This window comes from Streptomyces sp. NPDC056373 (assembly GCF_042262425.1).
Classification (GTDB): Bacteria; Actinomycetota; Actinomycetes; order Streptomycetales; family Streptomycetaceae; genus Streptomyces.
This window is the reverse complement of record NZ_JBHJPX010000013.1, coordinates 247,850-269,589: the sequence shown is the minus strand read 5'-3', so window position 1 is coordinate 269,589 and position 21,740 is coordinate 247,850. Positions and strand designations below refer to the sequence as shown.

Annotated in this window: 9 protein-coding genes; 6 read left to right on the top strand and 3 right to left on the bottom strand. The window is 73.7% G+C overall.

All coding sequences use genetic code 11. The annotated features are described in order from the left end of the window. Nucleotides 1–158 precede the first annotated feature (158 nt). From ACFCXS_RS27845 to ACFCXS_RS27820, 6 genes are read left to right on the top strand one after another with little or no spacing between them, the layout of a single operon-like run. Entirely contained in the window at nucleotides 159–7,040 is a 6,882-nt protein-coding gene (locus ACFCXS_RS27845; protein ID WP_376646069.1) for an SDR family NAD(P)-dependent oxidoreductase, read from the top strand. A gap of 8 nt (nucleotides 7,041–7,048) precedes the next feature. After that, nucleotides 7,049–11,725, top strand: coding sequence for a beta-ketoacyl synthase N-terminal-like domain-containing protein (locus ACFCXS_RS27840; protein WP_376646068.1), 4,677 nt, complete (start codon nucleotides 7,049–7,051; stop codon nucleotides 11,723–11,725). Beyond that, on the top strand, nucleotides 11,722–12,021 hold the full coding sequence (locus ACFCXS_RS27835) for an acyl carrier protein (protein WP_376646067.1): 300 nt from the start codon (nucleotides 11,722–11,724) through the stop codon (nucleotides 12,019–12,021). The genes ACFCXS_RS27840 and ACFCXS_RS27835 overlap by 4 nt, the downstream gene beginning before the upstream one ends. Continuing rightward, nucleotides 12,018–12,827 carry an alpha/beta fold hydrolase gene (locus ACFCXS_RS27830; protein WP_376646066.1) on the top strand — a complete coding sequence of 270 codons (810 nt, stop codon included), beginning with the start codon at nucleotides 12,018–12,020 and terminating at the stop codon, nucleotides 12,825–12,827. The genes ACFCXS_RS27835 and ACFCXS_RS27830 overlap by 4 nt, the downstream gene beginning before the upstream one ends. Next, nucleotides 12,824–14,008, top strand: coding sequence for a glycosyltransferase (locus ACFCXS_RS27825; protein WP_376646065.1), 1,185 nt, complete (start codon nucleotides 12,824–12,826; stop codon nucleotides 14,006–14,008). Before ACFCXS_RS27830 ends, ACFCXS_RS27825 begins: the two co-directional genes overlap by 4 nt. A 59-nt stretch (nucleotides 14,009–14,067) precedes the next feature. After that, on the top strand, nucleotides 14,068–15,183 hold the full coding sequence (locus tag ACFCXS_RS27820) for a class I SAM-dependent methyltransferase (protein ID WP_376646064.1): 1,116 nt from the start codon (nucleotides 14,068–14,070) through the stop codon (nucleotides 15,181–15,183). Nucleotides 15,184–15,759: 576 nt separating this feature from the next. Here ACFCXS_RS27820 and ACFCXS_RS27815 read toward each other — a convergent pair. From ACFCXS_RS27815 to ACFCXS_RS27805, 3 genes are all read right to left on the bottom strand, one after another. After that, the gene (locus ACFCXS_RS27815) at nucleotides 15,760–19,248 is read right to left on the bottom strand and encodes a putative Ig domain-containing protein (protein WP_376646063.1); all 3,489 of its coding nucleotides are present in this window, start codon (nucleotides 19,246–19,248) and stop codon (nucleotides 15,760–15,762) included. Between the two features lie 96 nt (nucleotides 19,249–19,344). Next, entirely contained in the window at nucleotides 19,345–20,148 is an 804-nt protein-coding gene (locus tag ACFCXS_RS27810; protein WP_376646062.1) for an alpha/beta fold hydrolase, read from the bottom strand. Next, the gene (locus tag ACFCXS_RS27805) at nucleotides 20,145–21,740 is read right to left on the bottom strand and encodes a glycoside hydrolase family 43 protein (RefSeq protein ID WP_376646061.1); all 1,596 of its coding nucleotides are present in this window, start codon (nucleotides 21,738–21,740) and stop codon (nucleotides 20,145–20,147) included. Before ACFCXS_RS27805 ends, ACFCXS_RS27810 begins: the two co-directional genes overlap by 4 nt.

Sequence of the window (21,740 nt, the reverse complement as noted above, 5' to 3'; positions counted from 1 at the left end):
CTTGCGGTTCCTGTTCACCGATCGGTGTCGGGGGTGCAGCCAGATAACTGACTACCCATTAGTATCTGACAGGTCATCAGCTCCAGAGCGAGCGGCGTGCGCCGAATCCGCTCGTCCCGATCGCACACCCCCTCGATCGCACAGAGGAGCCTCCCCCCATGACGCACACCCTTATCGGCGTCAGCCCGTTGGGTGCACCGGACCCCCGCCTCGTCGCCGCCGTCTGCCGGGCCGGTGGGTCCGGTGTCCTCGACCTCGGCCCGGGCGCGCGCGCCGCCCGCGAGGCCCTGACCCTCCTGCGGCAGTGGGCGCCCGGCCGCCACGGCGTGCGGGTCCCCGCCGACTGTGCACTGCGCCCCGAAGAGCTGTGGGTCCCGGCGCCCGCCGGAACGCGGCGCACCGCGGACCCGGCCGCCGCCGGACCGTGCACCGTGCTCCTCGCCCCCGACGCGCCCTGGACCGTCGCCGAGGTCCGGGCCGCCGCCCGCGCCGCCGCCGCGGACCCCGCCGTGCTCGCCGAGGTCCGCGGTCCCGACGAGGCCGTCCGGGCCGTGGCCGACGGTGTCACCGGGCTCGTCTTGCGCGGCGAGGAGTCCGGCGGCCCCTGCGGCGAACACTCCACCTTCGTGCTGCTCCAGCGCGTACTCGGCGCCGTACCGGCCGATCTGCCGGTGTGGGCCTGCGGCGGCATCGGGCCGCACACCGCGGCCGCCGCCGTGCTCGCGGGCGCCCGCGGAGTCGTACTGGACATCCAGCTCGCACTGCTCGACGAGGCCGGTACGGCCCCCGCGGCCGCCGGTCTGCTGCGCGCCGCCGACGGCACCGAGACCGTCGTCGTCGACGGCTGCCGGGTGCTCGACCGGAGCCGCCCCGGCCTCCCGGCCGCCCTGCGCGACCGGCCCCTGCCGCTGGGCCAGGACGCCTTTCTCGCCGCCCGGTTCGCCGAGCGGTACGGCACCGTGGACCGCGCCCTCGCCGCCGTCACGGAGGGCATCGACGCCGCCGTGGCCGACGACGGCGCCGTGCTGCGAGGCGGCTCGCCGATGTGCCGGGCGCTCGGCACCGCCCTGCCGGTCGTCCAGGGCCCGATGACCCGGGTCAGCGACCAGGCGCGGTTCGCGGCGGCCGTCGCGGACGGCGGCGGACTGCCGTTCGTCGCGCTCGCCCTGGCCGGGCCCGAGCAGACCCGCACCCTGCTCGAGCAGACCAGGTCCGCGCTCGGCGACCGCTCCTGGGGCGTCGGCATCCTCGGCTTCGTTCCGGAAGAGATACGCACCGCCCAACTGGAGGCCATCCGCGAGCTGCGCCCCAGCCACGCCGTCATCGCGGGCGGCCGTCCCTCCCAGGCGGCCGCTCTGGAGGCCGAGGGCATCCGTACCTTTCTGCACGTCCCGTCACCCGGGCTGCTCGGCCAGTTCCTGGCGGCCGGTGTCCGGCGCTTCGTCTTCGAGGGCGCCGAGTGCGGCGGGCACATCGGGCCGCGCAACAGCTTCCCTCTCTGGGAGGCGCAACTGGCCGTCCTGGAGGACTTCCTCGACGCGGCGGCCGACGACGGTCACACCGGTGGCGGTGACGCCGCCGGCCCACAGGACGTACAGGTGCTCTTCGCGGGCGGCATCCACGACGAGCGCTCCGCCGCCATGGTCGCCGCGCTCGCCGCCCCGCTCACCACGCGCGGTGCCGTCGTCGGCGTTCTGATGGGCACCGGCTACCTCTTCACCGAGGAGGCCGTCGAGTGCGGCGCCGTCCGGCCGCCGTTCCAGCGCGCGGCCTTGGACGCCACGTCGACCACGCTCCTGCACACCGCGCCCGGACACACCACCCGCTGCCTGCCCAGCGCGTTCAGCGACACGTACCAGGAGGTCAAGGACGAGCTGCGGACTCAGGGGATACCCGAGCGGCAGGTCTGGCAGGAGCTGGAGCGGCTCAACGTCGGCCGCCTGCGCATCGCCAGCAAGGGCGTCGAGCGGGTCGGCGACGAGCTGCTCGACGTCGACGAGGAGCGCCAGCGCGAAGCGGGCATGTTCATGGCCGGCGAGGTCGCCGTGCTCCGCTCCGCCGTCACCACCGTCGACGCCCTGCACCACGCGGTCACCGACGGGGCCGCCGACTTCTACGGGCGCCGCACCGCCGAACTCGCCGCAGACGTACGCGACGCGGGCGGTACGGTATCCGCACGGAACCCGGCCCCCGCTCCCGAACCGCTCGACATCGCCGTCGTCGGCATGGCCGGCATGTTCCCCGGCGCCGCCGACCTGCCCGCCTACTGGGCCCAGGTGCTCGCCGGCGCCGATGCGATCACCGAGGTCCCGGACACCCGCTGGGATCCCGCGCTGCACTTCGGCGCGGACGCCGAGGCGGACGACGTGTCCGCGTCCAAGTGGGGCGGTTTCCTGCCTCCGATCCCCTTCGACCCGCTGGCCTACGGAATCCCGCCCGCCTCCCTGGCCGCCATCGAACCCGTCCAGCTCCTCGCCCTGGAGGCGGCCAGGCGGGCACTCGCCGACGCCGGGCTCGACCGCCGGGCCTTCCCGCGCGAGCGCACCTGCGTCGTCTTCGGTGCCGAGGCGGGCAGCGACATCTCCGGCGCCGCGACGCTGCGCAGCGTCCTGCCCTCGTACGTCGGCCGTCTTCCCGAGGACCTGGAGGAGCAGCTCCCGAAGCTCACCGAGGACTCCTTCCCCGGCATGCTCGCCAACGTCATCGCCGGCCGGATCGCCAACCGGCTCGACCTCGGCGGCGCCAACTACACCGTCGACGCCGCCTGCGCCTCCTCCCTGGCCGCCGTCGACGCCGCCTGCAAGGAACTGGCCTTCGGCGCCGCCGACGTGGCCCTGTGCGGCGGCGCCGACCTGCACAACGGCATCAACGACTACCTGCTCTTCTCCTCCGTGCACGCGCTGTCGCCCACCGGCCGCTGCCGCACGTTCGACGCGGCCGCCGACGGCATCGCACTCGGCGAGGGCGTCGCCTGTCTCGTACTCAAGCGCCGCACCGACGCCGAGCGGGACGGCGACCGGATCTACGCCGTCATCGAGGGCGTCGGCAGCGCCAGCGACGGCCGCTCCCTCGGCCTGACCGCGCCCCGCCCCGAGGGCCAGCGCGCCGCCCTGGAACGCGCCTACGCGCAGGCCCGCGTCTCACCCGCCGAGGTCGGCCTGGTCGAGGCCCACGGCACCGGCACCGTCGTCGGCGACCGCACCGAACTCAGCACGCTCACCCGGCTGTTCGAGGAGTCCGGGGCCGCGCCCGGCAACTGCGTCGTGGGCTCCGTCAAGTCCCAGATCGGGCACACCAAGTGCGCCGCCGGTCTCGCCGGACTGATCAAGACCGCGCTCGCCCTGCATACCGGGGTGCGCCCGCCCACCCTGCACATCGACGTGCCCAACCCCGTCTGGACCGGCCCCGACAGCCCCTTCGTCTTCCACAGCGAGGCCCGGCCCTGGGCCGAACCCGCCGCCCGCCGCGTCGCCGGGGTGAGCGCCTTCGGATTCGGCGGCACCAACTTCCACGTGGTGCTGCGGGCCCACGCCGGCGCCGGAGCGCCGCCGCGCCAGAGCCACGACGTCTGGCCCGCCGAGCTGTTCGTCTTCCGCACCCGTGCAGCGGCCGAGGAACTCGCCGGCCTCGCGGCGAGCGGTCACTGGCGGCTGCGGGACCTGGCGCATACCGCCGCACAGCGCGCGGAGACCGGCCCGGGCCCGCTCCTCGGTGCCGTGGTCGCCGAGTCCGTCACCGAACTCCCGCACCTGATACGGGACCTACTCGACGGCACGCCCGGGAGAAGCGGAGTGTTCCCGGCCACAGGCGCCCCCGCCGCGGCGGCCGACGGCGACGGGGACGGCGACGGTGGCAAGGTGGCGTTCCTCTTCCCCGGCCAGGGCAGCCAGCGCCCCGGCATGTTCGCCGAGCTGTTCACCGCCTTCCCCGAACTCGGCCGCCACCTGTACCACGCCCCGGCCGCCGCCCTCTTCCCGCCCGCAGCCTTCGACGCCGCCGAACGCGCCGCACAGGTCGCCCGGCTCACCGACACCCGCCACGCCCAGCCCGCGCTCGGGGCGGTCGGCCTCGCCGCGTACGACACCCTCACCGCGGTCGGTGTCCGCCCGGACATGGCCGCAGGGCACTCCTACGGCGAACTCGTCGCGCTCTGCGCCGCGGGCGCCCTCGACTCCGACAAGCTCGGTGACCTCAGCCGGGAGCGGGCCGAGGCGATCCTCGCCGCGATCGGTCCACAGGGGTCCGATCCCGGCACCATGGCCGCCGCAGTGGCCTCCGCCGAGCAGGTGACCCGGGTGCTCGCCGGGGCAGGTCTGGCCGAGCGGGTCGTCGTCGCCAACCACAACGCGCCCGCGCAGAGCGTGCTGTCGGGCCCGAGGGACGCCGTCGCCGAAGCTGTCGACGCGCTCACCGCCGCCGGGTTCTCCGTCCGCCCGCTGCCCGTCGCCTGCGCCTTCCACAGCCCGCTGGTCGCCGGGGCCGTGTCCCGCTTCGCCGAGATCCTGACGGCGTACTCCGTGCGCGGCCCCGAGTTCCCGGTCTGGGCCAATCTCACCGGCACCCGCTATGCCGGGGACCCCGCCCGGGTACGGGCCGGCCTCGCCGAGCAGATCGCCGCCCCCGTCCGTTTCGCCGACCAGATCGAGGCGATGTACGACGCCGGGGCGCGGATCTTCGTCGAGTGCGGGCCCGGCACGGTGCTCACCGGTCTGGTCGGCCAGATCCTCGGCGACCGGCCGCACGTCGCCGTCCCGTTCGAACCCCGCCCCGACGCGGGCCTGCGCGGCCACCTCGAGGCCCTGGCCCGGCTCGCCGCGGCCGGTGTCCCGGTGGCGCCCGCACGGCTCTTCAGCGGACGCGACACGGCACTCGCCGACCCGGCCGCCGTGCCGGAGCGGCCCGGCTGGACGGTCGACGGCCACCTCGTACGCACGGCGGACGGCCGGCCGGTGCCGGGAGCCCTGCGCCCGGCCCGGCGCATCTCGGGCATCCCGCGGGCCGGAGAGCGGACCAGTGAGGCGACGACGATGGGCGAACGGGAAGAACTGCTCCGGGAGTTCCTGCGCAACAGCCGGGAGATGCTGGCCGCACAACGGGACGTGCTCCTCGGCTACTTCGGGGCTCCGCCCGCGCCGCAGGCGGCTCCGCCGACCCCCGAGCCCCTTCCGGCCCCGGCTCCGGCCGCTCTCGCTGCGGCTCCGGCCCCCGCTCCCGCTCCCGCTCCCGTGGGAGTGGATGTGCTGGCCGAGGTGCTGGCGGTGATCGCGGAACGTACGGGATATCCGGTGGAGATGGTGGGGGCGGAGTCGGATCTGGAGGCGGATCTGAGTGTGGATTCGATCAAGCGGACGGAGATCGCCGGGGAGCTGGGACGGCGGCTGCTGGGCTCGGGTGCGGATCTACGGTCGTTGCCGGACGCGGACCTGGAGGAACTGACCCGGGAGCGCACCGCCGCCGGGATCGCCGACTGGCTGCGGGCCCGCGCGAAGGCGCTCGTCGACCCGGACCCGGCACCCGCCCTCGCCACCTCGGCCCCCGTAGCCGGGGAGTCCCCCGACCCGCTCACCGGCCAGGCTCCCCACCGCTATCTGCTGCGGCCCGCCCCGCTCGACCCGGCGCCCGTGCCCGGCGCCGAAGGCGCGGCACAGCTGCGCGGGAAGCGGTTCCTGATCGTCGCGGACGACACGCCACTCGCACGGGCACTTGTCACCCGGCTCACCGCACTCGGCGCGCACGCCGCCCGTGGCGGCCCGGACACCGCACAGCTCGCCGGGCACACCGGCCCGTTCGACGGAGTGCTGCACCTGGGCGCTCTCGCGGGTACGGAACAACAACTGCTGCCCGCCAAGCTCACCGTGCTCCAGGAACTGCTGCTGCGCGGCCCGCGCCGGCTGCTCTGCCCCCGCCTCCCCGACGACACCAGCGGCCTCGACGGCTTCGTGCGCACCGCGGCCCGCGAATACCCCGGCACCGTGGTCCGCGCCGTGGAGCTCGACCCCGACGAGCCCGCCACCGAGCAGGCCGAGGCGCTCGTCGGGGAACTGCTGGCGCCCGACCGGGAGCCCGTCGTGCTGCGCACCTGCGGCGTCCGCCGCGCCCCGGTACCGTACGAGAGCCCTCTGGGCCCGCCCGTCTCCTCCGGCGCCGGGCCCGCCTCCTCCGGGGCCGCCGCTGCCGCGGCACTCGGGCTCGGCCCGGAGTCGGTCGTCGTCCTCGCGGGCGGCGCACGCGGCATCACAGCCCGGTTCACCCTCGCCCTTGCCGCCGCCGCACGCTGCCGGGTCGAACTGCTCGGGCGTACGCCGCTCGACGACGGCACGGGCGGGCACCACGAGCTGGCCCACGCCACCGACCTGCCCGCGCTGCGTGCGGCGCTCGCCGCCCGGGGCGGTCTGAGCACCGCCGAGATCGACCGCGAAGCCGGCCGCGTCCTGGCCCGCCGCGAGATCGCCGCGACCCTGGCCGAGGTACACGGCGCGGGCGGCCGGGCCAGATACCGGGCACTCGACCTGCGGGACGCGGAGGCCGTGCAGCAGGCGGTCAAGGAGACATACGCGACGTACGGCCGGATCGACGGGGTCGTGCACGCCGCCGGAGTGATCGAGGACCGGCTGCTCGCCGAGAAGGACCCCGTCTCCTTCGAACGGGTCTACGGCACCAAGGTGGACGGCGCCCGCGCACTGCTCTCGGCTCTCCGGCGACTTCCCCAACTGCCCGCCTTCACCGTCATGTTCGGCTCCGTCGCGGCGGTGTACGGCAACCGCGGCCAGGCCGACTACGCCGCCGCCAACGACGCACTCGCCCGCCTCGGCCGCCTCTGGCGCGCCGACACCGGCAGCCGTACCGTCACCGTGCACTGGGGCCCGTGGGCACCGGCCGGGGCACACGGCGGCATGGTCGGCCCTGAGCTGGGCCGGGAGTACGCGCGCCGCGGCATCAAGCTGATCGACCCGGAGGAGGGCGTGCTCGCGCTGCTGCGGGAGCTGGCCTGGGGCGAGCCGGAGACCGACGAGGTCGTCCTGACGGCGTCGGGCCGGTGAACCCCACGATGCGACCGACCGCCCCGCGGCACCGGCAGCCCGTCGCCATCGTCGGCATGGCGGTGACCCTGCCCGGCGCCTGCGACCTGGCCGCGTACTGGCACAACCTCGTCACCGGCGCTGACGCCATCTCCGACGTGCCCAGGGCCCGCTGGGACGCGGACACCTACTACGACCCGGACGGACGGCGCGGCCTCGATGGCGTCTACTGCCGCCGCGGCGGCTTCGTCGACGGGCTCGACGCGCTCGCCGCCTTCGACCCGACCGCCTTCGGACTCATGCCGGACTCCGTGCCCGGCACCGAACCCGACCAGCTGATCGCACTGCGCACCGCCGCGGCCGCGCTCGCCGACGCGGGCGAGGCCGCACTGCCCGAAGACCGCTCCCGGGTCGGTGTCGTGCTCGGCCGCGGCGGTTATCTGAGCGACGGGCTCGCCCGACTCGACCAGCAGGTGCGTACGTCCGCCCAACTGGTGCGCACCCTGCACGAGTTACTGCCCGAGCTGGACGGCGAGCGGCTGGACGCGGTACGGATGGCGTTCACGGCCGCGCTCGGCGGGGAGCAGAGCCCCGAGTCGGTGATCGGCCTCGTGCCCAACTTCGCGGCGTCCCGGGTCGCCAACCGGCTCGATCTGCGTGGCCCCGCCTACACCGTGGACGCGGCCTGCGCCTCCTCGCTCGTCGCACTCGACCAGGCCGTCGGCACGCTCGCCTCGGGCAGCTGCGACGTGATGCTCGCGGGCGGCGTACACCACTGCCACGACATCACACTCTGGTCCGTCTTCAGCCGGCTGCGGGCGCTGTCGCCGTCCCAGCGGATCCGCCCGTTCCACCGGGACGCGGACGGTGTGCTGATGGGCGAGGGCACCGGCGTGGTCGTACTCAAACGGCTCGCGGACGCACGGCGCGACGGCGACCGGATCTACGCCGTCGTCCGCGGCGTCGGCGTGGCCGGCGACGGCCGGGCCGGCTCCCTGGTCAACCCGGACCCCGGCGGCCAGGCCCGCGCCGTCCGGCTCGCCTGGGCGGCGGCGGGGCTCGACCCGGCGGCACCGGGGTCGCTCGGCCTCCTGGAGGCGCACGGCACCGGAACCCCCGGCGGCGACCGGGCCGAACTGGCCGCGCTGGCCGAGGTGTTCGGGCCGCCGGACCCGGACGCCGGGCCCGACGCCGTGATCGGCTCCGTGAAGTCGATGATCGGCCACACGATGCCGGCGGCGGGTGTGGCGGGCCTCGTCAAGGCGGCCCTGGCGGTGCACCACGGCATGCTCCTGCCGACCCTGCACTGCGACGACCCGCACCCGGCGCTCCGCGTCACCCGCTTCGCTCCGGCTGGGCAGGCCCGGACCTGGGACGGGGACGTCCGACGTGCCGCGGTCAGCGCCTTCGGCTTCGGCGGGATCAACGCCCACGTCGTCCTGGAGTCGGTACCGGAGCCCGTGCCTGCCCCCGCATGGGCGCCTGCCCCGGCGTCGGCTCCCGCACCGGCATCGGCGTCGGCCCCGGCCGTCGCGCCTGCGGCCCCGGCACCCGGCGGTCCGGGCGCTGGGCCTGCTGCCTCCTCGGGCCGTGCCGAAGTGGCCGAGCCGCCCCGGCTGTTGCGGCTCGCCGCCGCGACCCCGCAGAACCTCGCCGAACTGCTCGACGCCGACGACACCGCGCTGCGCGCGGCCGCCGACGGGGGCGGAGCGAGGGGAGCCGGGGGCGCCCGCGTCGCCGTCCTGGACCCCACCGACCGCCGCCTCGCCCTGGCCCGCAAGGCAGTCGCCCGCGCCCGGACATGGGGCGGCCGGAGCGACGTCTGGTGCGCGCCGCGGCCGGTGCTCGGCACGGGCCGCGGGAAGATCGCCTTCCTCTGCCCAGGGCTGGAGGCCGAGTTCGAGCCGCGGGCCGAGGACGTCGCCCGCCACTTCGGCCTGCCGGAGCCGCACTGGCCGGACGCCCGCGTGGGCGACGTCGCCCGGCACGGTGCGGCCGTCGTCGGCCTCGGCCGGCTGCTCGCCGGAGCGCTCGCCCGGATCGGCGTCCGGCCGGACGCGCTGGCCGGGCACAGCGTGGGGGAATGGACGGCGATGGCGGTCGGCGGGATGTACGCGGACGCCGAGGTCGACGCCTTCCTGCGGGACTTCGACCCGGCCACGCTGCGCGTCCCAGGGCTCGCCTTCGCCGCGTTCGGCACCGGTGCGGACCAGGTGGACGCCGAGCTCGCGGCGTACCCGGACGTCGTCGTCTCGCACGACAACGCGCCCCACCAGACCGTCGTCTGCGGGCCTCACGACCAGGTCGAGGCGCTCACCGGGCGGCTGCGCGGCGCGGGAGTGCTCGGTCGGCTGCTGCCCTTCGAGTCCGGCTTCCACACGCCGATGCTCGCCCCGTACCTCACCTCCATCGAGAAGGCCGCGCGCGGCTTCACGCTGCACCCGCCCCGGGTGCCCGTCTGGTCCGCCACGACCGCCGCGCCCTTCCCGGCCGACGAGGCCGCGGCGCGCGCGCTCTTCCTGCGCCACCTGCTCGAACCGGTCCGCTTCCGGCATCTCACCACGGCCCTGTACGACGCCGGGTTCCGGGCCTTCGTCCAGCTGGGCCAGGGCCAGCTGCCGGCTCTCGTGGACGACACCCTCACCAGCCACGCGTGCCTGACGCTCAGCGCCAACACACCCCGGCACAGCGGGCTTTCGCAGCTGTACCGGGTGGCGGCCGGACTCTGGTCGCACGGTGCCGAGCCGGACTTCGCGGCGCTGCGGGCGGGGGCCACGCCTCGGTCGACGGCGGCGCCTGCCCGTACGGCGGAGACCGACCCTACGGCGGAGACCGTCCGTACGGCCGCGGAGAGCCCGCGAGCCGTCCCCGCCCCCGCCCCCGTCACCGTCCCCCTCACCCTCGGCTCCGGGCTCGTCTCGCTCGACGCCGCCACCCGGGACCGGCTCCGCAGCACCCTGCGCGCGGCACCCGCACCCGGGCTGGACCGGCTCGCGGCCGTGGCCGCGCGGAGCCCCGTGGCGGCCGAACTGCGCTCGCTGCTCGGCGAGACGGCGGACACGGCAGCGGAACTGGCGGAGCTGTTCGCCGCGGCAGCGGCCCCGCGCCGCACCGCGCCCTCGGCGCCGCCCCCCGAGCCCTCGGCGACCGGGTCGGTGCCGCCGCCTGCCGCCACTCCCCGTGTCATCACCCTGCGCATCGCACTCGACACCATGCCGTACCTCGCCGACCACTGTTTCTTCCGGCAGCCCGCGCACTGGCCCGAGATCGCCGACCGCTGGCCCGTGGTGCCCGCCACCTCCCTGGTGCAGCACATGATCGACGCCGTGCCCGGCCCAGGGAGGGCCGTGGCCGTGCACGACGCCCGGTTCCTGCAGTGGACCGTCGCCGCCCCGCCCACCGAGGCCACGGTCACGGTCCGGCCCGAGGGACAGGGGCGGTACGCCGTGGAGTTCGGGCGCCAGGCCCGCGCCACGGTCGAGACCGCCCACGGGCACGACACCGCGCCCCGCCCACGGCCGTGGCGGACGGACGCCCCGGAGAGCCGTCCGGCTGTGTCCGCGCGGCAGATGTACGACGACCGCTGGATGTTCCACGGGCCGCGGTTCCGCGGCGTCACCGAGATCGGCGCGCTCGGCGAGCGGCACGTCCGCGGTGTCCTGACCACCCCGTCCGCGCCCGGCGCGCTCCTCGACAACGTCGGTCAGCTGCTCGGCTACTGGCTGATGGCCACGCACCCCGACCGCACCATCGTCTTCCCGACGGGCGTCGAGGAGATCCGTTTCCACGGCCCGCCTCCGCAACAGGGCACCGCACTCGACTGCCACATCAGGGTCACCACCGTGACGGACACCGCCCTGGTGGCTGACGCCCAGCTCGCCCGCGACGGCGAGGTCTGGGCCGAGATCCGCGGCTGGCGGGACCGGCGCTTCGACTCGCCGCCCGAGGTCGATCCGGTCAAGCGATGGCCCGAGCACAACACTCTGTCGGAAACCCAGGAGGGCGGCTGGCAGCTGGTCTTCGAACGCTGGCCCGACCCCGCATCCCGCGAGATCTACATGCGCAGCCAGCTCGCGGGCCCTGAGCGCGAGCAGTACGCCGGGCACCCCCCGCGCGGCCGGCGCCCGTGGCTGCTCGGCCGGATCGCCGCCAAGGACGCCGTGCGCCGCCACCTGTGGGCGCACGGCGCGGGCCCCGTCTTCCCCGCCGAGATACGGGTCGCCAACGACCCTGGCGGCAGACCGCGCCCCGAGGGCGTACACGGCAGAGAGCTCCCGCCTCTGGAACTGTCGCTGGCGCACTGCCGGGAGGCCGCCGTCGCACTCGTCCGCCCCGCCGCCGACAGCACCGGCACCGGCACCGGCACCGGTATCGACATCGAGGAGATCGTCGAGCGCCCCGAAACGACGTACGACGCCATCCTCGCCCCGGACGAGCGGGCGCTCTTCACCGGGCTCGGCGGCGGCCCCGGCCCGCTGACCCGGTTCTGGGCCGCCAAGGAGGCCGCGGCCAAGGCCGAGGGCACCGGACTGGGCGGCCGGCCGCGGGACTTCACGGCGGTCGAGGTCGAAGAGGGCGCCCGTGCCCTCACGGTCCGGGCGCCCTCCGGCCGGCTGCGGCGCATCCGGCTCGCCGATGTGACCAACCCGCCGGGGCTGCCCACCCGTACCTACGCCGTCGCCTGGACCGAGGAGAGCCCGTCATGACCAGCCCCGCCACCACCGGCCCCGCGTACGCCGCCGTCCTCACCGAGGTCACCGACGCGCTGCACACGGTCCTCGACGACCTCGAACTGGACGACACCCCGATCACCTCCGACACCCGCTTCGTGGAAGACCTCGACCTGGAGTCCATCGACCTGGTCACGCTCACCGCCGAGCTGGGCGGGCGCTACGGCGACCGGGTCGACTTCCCCGCCTGGTTCGCCTCGCTCGAACTCTCCGACATCATCGGACTGACCGTCGGACAACTCGTCCAGTACATCGCGGGGTGCCTGCGGTGACCACGATCGAGGCGGGCGGGATCCGGCTGAACGTGGAGCGGCTGAGCGGCGCACCCACCCCGGAACCGGGCCCGCCCCAGACGGTCGTTCTCGTGCACGGCATCGCCACCGACAATCTGACCAGCTACTACTTCACCATCGCGCCCGCGCTCGCGGCAGCCGGACACGACGTCGTGATGTACGACCAGCGCGGCCACGGCCGCAGCTCCCGCCCGCCGCGCGGCTACGGCGTCGAGGACTTCAGCGGCGACCTGGACGCGCTCCTGGACGCCCTCGCCCTGGAAGGGCCCGTCCACCTGGTCGGCAACTCGTTCGGCGGCACCGTCGCCCTCGCCTACGCGCTGCGCCGCCCGGAGCGGGTCGCCGGCATCCTGATGCTCGAGTCCGAGCCGCCGACCGCCGCCTGGGCCAAGAAGATGAGCGGCATCCTGGCCGGCTCCGCCCACCAGCTCCACGACGAGCGCACCCTGCCGTGGATCGAGGAGACCTACGGCCGCCACGAGGCCCGCCTGGTGCGCTGGGCCACCCGGCTGCTGCACGGCACCTCCATCGCCGAGGACATCGCATCCTGCCCCGTCCCCGCCGAGGAGTCCTGGCAGAGCCTGCACGTGCCGGTCTGCGCGGTGTACGGCGCCACCTCCGACCTGGCCGACACGGCGCCCTGGCTGGAATCGCTGCTGCCCCGCTGCCGCACCCTGACGGTGCCCGGGCACGGGCACTCCGTGCTCGTCGGCACCCCCGAGACGGTCGTCCCGCTGCTGCTCGACTGGCTACGGGACGGCCACCGGGAGCTGGTCGCGCCGTGAGCCGCTTTCTGTTCGTCGTGCCGCCCCTGGTCGGGCACGTCAACCCGGCGGTCAGCGTGGCCGACGAGCTGACCGGATGCGGGCACCGGGTCGCCTGGGCCGGACTGCCCGGGTTCGTCGGGGAACTGGCCGGGCCCGAAGCCGAGGTGTACCCGTGCGACGTGCCCACGCTCTTGGAACGTCCGGCTGCCCTGCGCGGTGCCGCAGCCTTGCGCTTCCTGTGGGAGGAGTTCCTCGTGCCGCTCGCCGGGGCGATGGCGCCCGGTGTGCGCCGCGCGGTCGAGGGGTTCCGGCCCGATGTCGTCGTCGCCGACCAGCAGGCCCTCGCCGGTGCCCTCGTCGCCGAGCGCCTCGGGGTGCCGTACGCCACCGCGTCGACCACCCCGGCGGAGATCAGCGACGCCCTGGACGGCATGCCGAAGGTGGCTCGGTGGACCGCCGGGCTCGTCGCGGAGCTGCGCGCCCGCCTCGGCGACCCGGGGCGCACCCACGATCCGCGCTTCTCCCCCGACCTGGTGCTCTCCTTCACCACCCCCGAACTCGCGGGCCCGGGCCCCCAGTTGCCGCAGCTGCGGTACGTCGGTCCGGCGTTCACCGGGCGCCCGGCCGCCGACTTCCCCTGGGAGTGGCTCGACGAGCACCGGGCCACCGTCCTGGTCTCACTCGGCACTGCCAACACCGACCTGGGGGCGCGTTTCCTCGCCGAGTGCGCGGCCGCCGTGCGGGTGCGCGGGCGGCGGCTGCAGGCGGTACTCGCCGACCCCGGGGGGGTACTCGGCCAAGAGTCCGACGCCGACCTCCTGGTGCTGCCCCGGATCCCCCAACTGCCGCTCCTGCGACGGGCGTCAGCGATGGTCAGCCACGCCGGGCAGAACACCGTCGCCGAGTGCCTGTGGCACGGCGTACCGCTGGTGGTCGCGCCCATCCGGGACGACCAGCCACTGATCGCCGGCCAGGTCACCGGCGCCGGCGCCGGGGTGCGGGTGCGCTTCGGGCGCGCCGACCGCCGACGGATCGGTGCCGCCCTCGACGCCGTACTCGACGGGCCCGCCTACCGCGCGGCGGCCCGGCGCGTCGGGGACTCCTTCCGTGCGGCGGGCGGGGCGGCTGCCGCGGCGGCGTACCTGGAGAAGTTCGCGGCACAGAAGCCACGGGAGCCGCAGGAGTCACGGGAGCGGTGAGCGACCGACCGGCAGGGCGACCGCCGTGCCGAAGAGTGAAACGAGAGGAGACCACGGACATGGCCACCACGAACCAGCCCCCCGACACCCCCGACACACCCGCCCCACCGCCCCCTGCTTCCGATGCCGAACGCGTCGCCCGCCTGCGCCCCGCGTACCAGGCAGAGCTGGCCGACGGCATCGCCCGGTTCTTCGAGCCGCGCCGCACCGACTGCCCCTGGTGCGGCGCGCGGCAACTGCGTCGCCGCCTGCGCACCAAGGACCAGCTGCAGCGAAAGCCCGGCACCTTCACCCTGGACCAGTGCCGCGACTGCGGACACACCTTCCAGAACCCGCAGCTCAGCGCGGCCGGACTGGTCTTCTACTACCGGGACTTCTACGACGGCCTGTACGCCGAGAAGATCGGCGGCGCCCTGGACAGCGACGCCGCGAGGGAACGCAACCACGAGCGGGCCGCGGCCATGCGGCGGCACGCCCGGCCGAAGCGCTGGCTCGACGTCGGCACGGCGGGCGGTGACTTCTGCCTGGCGGCCAGGGAAGCACTGCCCGGCACCACCTTCGACGGGCTCGACATCGGCGCCCATGTGCTCGGGGCGCAGCAGTCGGGGCGCATCGAGCGGGCCTACCAGGGCTTTCTGCCCGACCTCGCGGACGAACTCGCCGGCCAGTACGACGCGGTGAGCATGTTCCACTGCCTGGAGCACACCACGGACCCGAAGGCCCAACTGGCCGCGGTTCACACCGTGCTCCGCCCCGGCGGCCACCTGATCATCGAGGTACCCAACCCGGAGTCGCCCTTCGGCCGCCTCTTCGGCCGGTACTGGCTGCCGTGGTTCCAGCCTCAGCACCAGCACTTCGTGACCATGAGGAACCTGCGCCGGGCCCTCACCGAGCTGGGCTTCACGGTGGTGGCGACGGACCGCGAGGAGTCCCATATCCCCGTGGACTTCACCGCGCTCGTAGGGCTGTACGTGCTGCGGCTGCTGCCGTTCCGCGACGAGCCCTGGCTGCCCCGGCCCCCGGGCCGTCTCGGCACCGCGGTCACCAAGACGGTCTTCTGGGCGGGCATACCGTTCTGCTTCCCGATGTACGCCCTGGACCGGCTCCTCGCCCCGCTGATCCGCCGCAGCCGCTTCTCCAACGCCTTCCGGGTGATCGCCCGCCGCGAGGAGTGACCAGCCCAGCACGAGCTGGGACTGGAGAAGATGAAAGACGCCATGTGGAAGGTGGACCCTTCCCACGGAAGTCCGCTACCGCGACCCCAGGGACACCCCACGTCGCCTGGCAAGAACGCGACCCCACCAGCGACGCGTTGAAGAGGCCGCACCGCAGACAAGGAGGTCGCAGGTGTCCGTCAACGAAACGCAGACAATGCTCAGGAGAATCGCCGGTTTGGCCAGCCGCCGATCCCGTGGTGGGGCCAGCCGGCACAGACACCAATGGGGAAGCCCAAATGACGAATGCAGCAGTCGGCTTCCGAGCACTTGGTGGCAGGCTCGGGCCGACCTCTAGCGCCCCGGCTCCGCTCGTAACCGCGAGACGGTTCTGATCACAGCAGCACGTCACGCGCAGGAGACCAGGTCCCTGAAGCGGACAGCAAGGGGCGGCGAAAACTGAACGTTGAAGCGGAACTCTTCGACAAAGCTCTGGCCTCCGGAAAGGCGCACGCATCCAGCACCCGTCCAGCACGGGCGGCGCGAAAGCACAAGAAGATCCAAAGACACCTACCGCCACCGGACGGGTCGAGACGCCTACGACAGGGCCGAGTCGAACTTCAGCAGCCGGACCTCCGCGAGGTTGGTGAAGCCGCCGTGTCCGTCGTAGATCCGCAGCATCGGGGTGACCGTCCTCCTGGGCAGCTTGAAGGTGTACCACTGCTGGTCGCTGGTCATCCCGGTGATGGTCACGAGGGGCTGCCAGGTCTGGCCGCCGTCCGAGGAGCTCTGGACGACCGTGCCGTTGCCCCGGTTCACGAAGGTGGTTCTCGGGCGGACCATGACCGCGTCGAGTGTCAGCGAGGAGCCGTCGGCCGGTCTCACGCTGACCCAGCCGTTGCCGGACGTGGTGTCGGTGGCGGTGGTGAGGTCGCCGTCGAACATCCGCAAGCCGTTGGCCGCCGTCGTGCCGGTCCCCGGGAACTGCGGCGACGACGCGTCGACCCAGTCCTTGGCGACCTGAACCTCTGTCACATGTGTGTTCCACAGTTGCAGTGACGAGCCGTCGGTCGTGTCGGTGACCGTCGAGCCCGTCCGGCCGTCGGCCGTCCTGTAGTCGACCGCGAAGCGCAGGGCGCGTCCGTAGTCGACGTCCTGCGGAAGGACGGACGTCGCCCGCCAGTGCCGGTCGTCGCTGTGGGTGACCTTCGCGGTGCCGCCTTCGACTGTCACGTCCACGTCGGCCAGGGGAGCCGTGGCCACGACATCGAGGGTGATCGTGTCGCCGTTGACGGCGCGGCCGGGGTCGGAGTTGCTGGTGGAGACCGACACCGACGACACGGCCCGCGCGGCCTCGACCCGCTCGCCGTGGACGCGCAGTTCGCTGTAGGAGGACAGGCCCGGGTAGTTGGGGTCGGTGGGAATGCCCGGGTCGTCCACCTGGATCTTGAAGTACCGGTACGCCTTGCCCTGGACCTCGGAGCGGACCGGGATGGTCTCCATGGGGAACGTCGGCGTGGTGTCGGTGGTCTCCCGCTTCGTCAGGAGTGTCCAGGTGTAGCCGTCGTTCGACCCGTAGACGTTGGCACCCTGTGAACGGTTGGCGAAGTTGTACCGGGCCCGCAGTCCGAAGGCGTCGGCCTGCACCCGGAAGCCGGCGCCGAAGTCCAGGGTGAAGGGTGCGGTGAGGTCGCCGGAGAAGGTGTTGACGTCGTCGTCGGCCATGTTCCACACGCCGGTCGCGGGCAGGGACGAGGTCACCAGGGCCGGATAGGCGAGCGTGCCGTCGGCGAGTTCGGGGTTGAGCAGTTCCAGGCCCCGCACCGCCTTCTGCACGTCGGCCAGCGCGTCGAGGAAATCGTGGTCGCCGGCCGTTTCGAGGGCCGTCCGCGCCGAGGAGATCGCGGTGTCGTACGCGTCGCGGGTCGCGGTCACATAGGTGGCCTTCGCGTCGAACCCGGCCCCGGCCAGGGCGAGGGCGCCCTGCCGGTCGCGGGCGATCTTCAGTGTCACGGCCAGGACGGTGTCCGCAGTGCCGTCGGAGGCGACGACGCTCGTACGGAAGGTGCCCGTCTGCGACCGTCCCGGCGTCCAGTCGAAGGCCCCGGTCCCGCGGTCGACCCTCGCGCCCTTCGGCAGGCCGGGCGCCTCGTACGTCAGGCTCCCGCCGCCGGAGTCGGTGGCCGCGAGGGACCGGCCGAGGGGCTTGCCGGCCACTCCGATCAGCGTGGTCCCCTGTCCCTTGGCGAAGAGGGGCGGGCTGAGCTGCGCCTTGGCCTGGAGGTTGACGCTGTCGACGTCGACCGTGACGCCGGACGCGCCGACGACCGTGTAGTAAGCCAGGTTCTCGCCCCCGGTGCTGCCGGGCACGACGGCGTAGTCCATGTCGTAGGTGACGTACCGCCACTTTTCGTGCGTGTCCGGCAGGTTGACCGTGTGGTACGGCGCGAGTGACGGGTTCTTGCGGATCTCGAGGGTGGCCGGGCCGTTCGTGCGGATCAGGACACCCACCGGGCTGTAGCCGTCGCGGCTGTCGTACATCAGGGTGCGGACCGCGATGCCGGCGCCCTTCTTCGAGGCCCGCAGCCGCACGATGTCGTGCCCGTCGGCCTGCGCGATCCGGCTCCGCCGGTCGAGGGCGATGCTCCGGCGGGCCACGGGGACCAGTGGGCTGGACTGCGTGGGCCGGGTCTGTCCGGCCGTCTGCTTGGGCAGGGAGAGCCAGTAGTCCGGGTTGTAGTCGGGATTGCTGTTCCAGAAGTTGTAGGCGCCGGTGCCCCAGTAGAAGGTCGGGCCGTCGGCCTGCTCGCGCATCTTCGCGACGTTGGGGGCCTTCTTCTCGACGTCGACCCCGAGGTCGTAGCGGTAGACGTCGTACAGCTCGTCGATCGGGTCGAACTGGCGGCCGCGATAGGCCTCGGACGGCTTCCCGGGGCCGCCGGTGGTGTCGATCCAGGGGATCGTTTTGCCCATCATGTACGCGTAGAACGCGTCCAGTCCGGCGAGCAGCCGGTCGTTGCCGAAGCGGTAGGGGGAGACGGCGTCATGCTTGGTCGACACCGTCCCGGTGACCGGGTCCAGCCGGGTGCCCTGGACGGTCAGCAGGCGCGCGATCTCGCTGAGGGCGTTGATGCCGTCCCAGGCGTGTGCCTGGTCGCGGCCCATCTCCTGCTCCTGCACGAAGGAGTGACCGTACGGGTTGAGGGGGTCCTTGGCGCTGATCTCGCGGATCAGGGAGGCGAGGGCTCCGTTGGTGTTCTTGTCCGGGTTGCCGGAGTTGACGGAGAACACCTCGACGGCCCGGTCGTACCCGGCCCTGTCGTCCGTGAACGCGTAGCCGGCGATCTCACCGACGAGCGGGTAGGGCTGCTGGCTCATGAAGAACGTGTTGCCGGACAGCAGGACCTTGATGACCGGGGTGATCAGGTTCTTCGTCAGGTTGGTCGTGTCGCTGTCGGTCCAGGTGGTGTCGTAGCCGTCGACGCCGGGATTGACGCTGGAGTAGCGGAAGATCTCGGCCGCGGCGAGCATCCGCATCAGCGGAATACCGGCGTGGATGTGGTCGTCCGGGTAGGACGCCACCTTGGCCGGGTCCATGTGGGACCAGGTGCGGATGATGTGCATGCCGTTGGCGCGGTAGACCGGGTCGCCGGTGATGAAGTACTGGATCGCCTGGGTGTACGCGCCGAAGGCGTCCTCGATGAACTGCCCTTCCACACCTTGGGAGTTGAAGGCATCCGTCTTCGGGGTGTCCGGTACGGGCCCCCGGTTGACGGGGAGGAGGGAGGCGGAGGCGTACTTGGTCTTCAGCATCGCCGCGTAGTACGACGCCCACGGCTCGACACCGCCCAGAACCTGACTGCGGGCGAGCTTCAGGTTCGCGGCGCTGACCGCGATGCCGGGGTGGACGAACCCGGCCGCGCTGGTTCTCTCGCGCAGGGTGACGGTGGGATAGGCGCTCGGCTCACCGGCTGCGGCCGGTGTCGCCGCGCGGGCGGGGAAGGCGGGCAGCAGGGCTGCCAGCAGGGCGCACAGGGTGAGTATGAGGGGGGTCGCCCAGCGCTGTGCGCGTCTGGGCCCCGTCACCGGGGCATGCCACATGCGGCTCTCCATCGGGTGTGGGTGGAACAGCGGGTGAGAGGCGTACGGAGGGTGAGAGGCGTACGGGGGGGCGGGCCGCCTTCAGCCGAGGTTCTCCCCCGTCACCCAGTCGCGGATCAGGCGGATCGTGCGTTCGGTTCGTTCTTCGTGCAGGTAGTGGCCGGTGTGCGGCCAGTGCTCCACGCGGGAGCCGGGCACGTGCAGGGTGCCGCGTTCCCATGCGGCGGCCTCGGAGGACGTCCACACGGTCAGGGCGGGCTGGGAGCGGCGGCGCAGGTGGGCCTCGCTGTGCGGGCGGACGCCGATGGCGCCCGGGTCGGTGTACATGCCCGCGTATGCCTGGGCGATGACGTGGTCGGGGGTGCCGAGCATGGTGCGGACGTGGGCGGTGCGCAGTCCGGGCGGGGCGTCCGGCCCGAAGGCTCCCGACACGAAGGCGGCCGCCGCCCGGGCGCCCTGCTCGTCGTACGCCCGGCGTCGGTCGGGGATCTGCTCGACCTCCTCGCCGTGCGCCCCGTGCGCCGGGTCCAGGATGACGACGGACCGGACGTGGCGCGGGTGGCGGACGGCGAGCAGGTTGACGACCTGGCCGCCCATGGAGTGACCGACGGCGGTCACCGGCCCGGTGTCCGAGGTGTCGATCAGCGCCGCCAGGTCGTCGGCCATCTCCTGCGGCGTGTTGCCCAGGTCCGGGACTTCGGAGCGGCCGTGGCCGCGCAGGTCGGGGACGAGGACGTGGAACGCGTCGGCGAGCGCCTCGGCGTGCGGCGACCACTCCCGGCCGTCGCCGCCCCAGCCGTGGACCAGGAGCAGCGGGGGCGGCGCGCCGGCCGGGCCGAGGGTGGTGCAGAACAGGCGTATGCGGCCGAGGTCGAGGAGGGTCATCGGCGGCCGTCCGGGGCGGGCCGGTAGGTGGCGTGGGCGAAGTCCGCGTGGACACCGGCTCCGTCGAGGTCCTGCACCCACAGTCCCAGCATCGCGCCGGTGAAGCCGAGGGCCCTCAGCTGTCCGCCGTGGAACTCGTCGGCGTGCTCGTCCGACAGGACGGTGGCATCGAGCCCCGGTCCCAGTGGCTGGAGACCGCCGGAGCCGGTTTCGTAGGAGAAGTGCAGGTCGGGGCCGTCGAACTCGGCCCGCAAGAGGACGGGACGGCCCGCTTCGAGGGGGACGTGGGACGGGTGCGCGGTGAGTTCCCCGGCCTCGCAGCTCAGAGCCCGGAGCGCAGGAGAGCCGTCGTCCTCGGCGGTGACGTACAGGTAGTGCCAGTTGCGGGTGTTGTAGTAGGCGGTCAGTCCGGCGAGGTGGTCGGGGGTGCGGGGCGCGAAGGTCAACTCGGTCTCGAAGGCGCACCGTTGTGCGGTGACACGCCGGGCGACGAGGCTGGGGGTGCGACGGCCCGCGGGTGACTGGCCGCCCCGGATGCGGAGCCGTCCGGGGGCGGGTTCGATCCAGTCGGGGGTGGCCGGACGGCGCAGGGTGGACCAGTCGGGGCCCAGCGCCTCGAACCGGTCCGTGGCGGACGGCTCCGGCGCGGGGGCGGACGGCAGATCGGGCGCGGGTACGGTCACGGCCGGGACCGCGCCCGCGATGCGCGGCCAGCCGTCCTCGGTCCAGGTCACCGGCTGCAGCGCGGTCTCCCGGCCCAGGACGCACCGTCCGCGCTCACTGTAGGGGCGGGCGGTGATGTGGGCCGCGTACCACTGGCCCTTCCGCGTCTGGACGAGGGAGCAGTGGCCGGCCTTCTGGAGTTCCAGCTTCGGGTCGTGCCGGGAGGTGAGCAGGGGGCCGGCCGGGTCGGGTTCGTAGGGGCCGAAGAGGTCGCGGGAGCGGGCTACCGCCGCCCCGTGTTCGTAGCCGGTTCCGCCCTCGGCGTGCACGAGGTAGTACCAGCCGTCCCGGTGGTAGAGGTGCGGCCCCTCGGCGACCCCGGCGGCGGTGCCCACGGAGATCGTCCGGACCTCGCCGAGCAGGGACCGTGTCGTGCGGTCGTACTCCTGGAGTTCGATGCCCGCGAAGGACTCGTGCCCGGGCCTCCAGTCGTAGCGCATGTTCAGCAGCCAGCTGCGGCCGTCGCCCTCGTGGTCGTGGAAGAGGGAGACGTCGAAGCCGCGTCCGTGCAGCGGTACGGGATCGGACCAGGGGCCCTCGACGGCGGGGGCCGTGGTGACGTAGTTGGGCAGGTCCTTCCAGCCCTCGGCGTAGGTGTCCACCACGGTGAAGACGAGGTGGAACAGGCCGTCCGTATACGAGAGTCCGGGGGCCCAGATGCCTCCGGAGTCCGGCACCCCGGTGAGGTCGAGCAGGCGCCGGCTGTCCAGGATTCCGCCCAGGGGACACCAGTTGACCAGGTCCCGGGAGTGGTGGAGGCGTACGCCCGGGTACCACTCGAAGGTCGACGTGGCGACGTAGAAGTCGTCTCCGACCCGCAGGATCACCGGGTCGGGTTCGAAGCCGCGCAGGACGGGGTTGTGGATCAC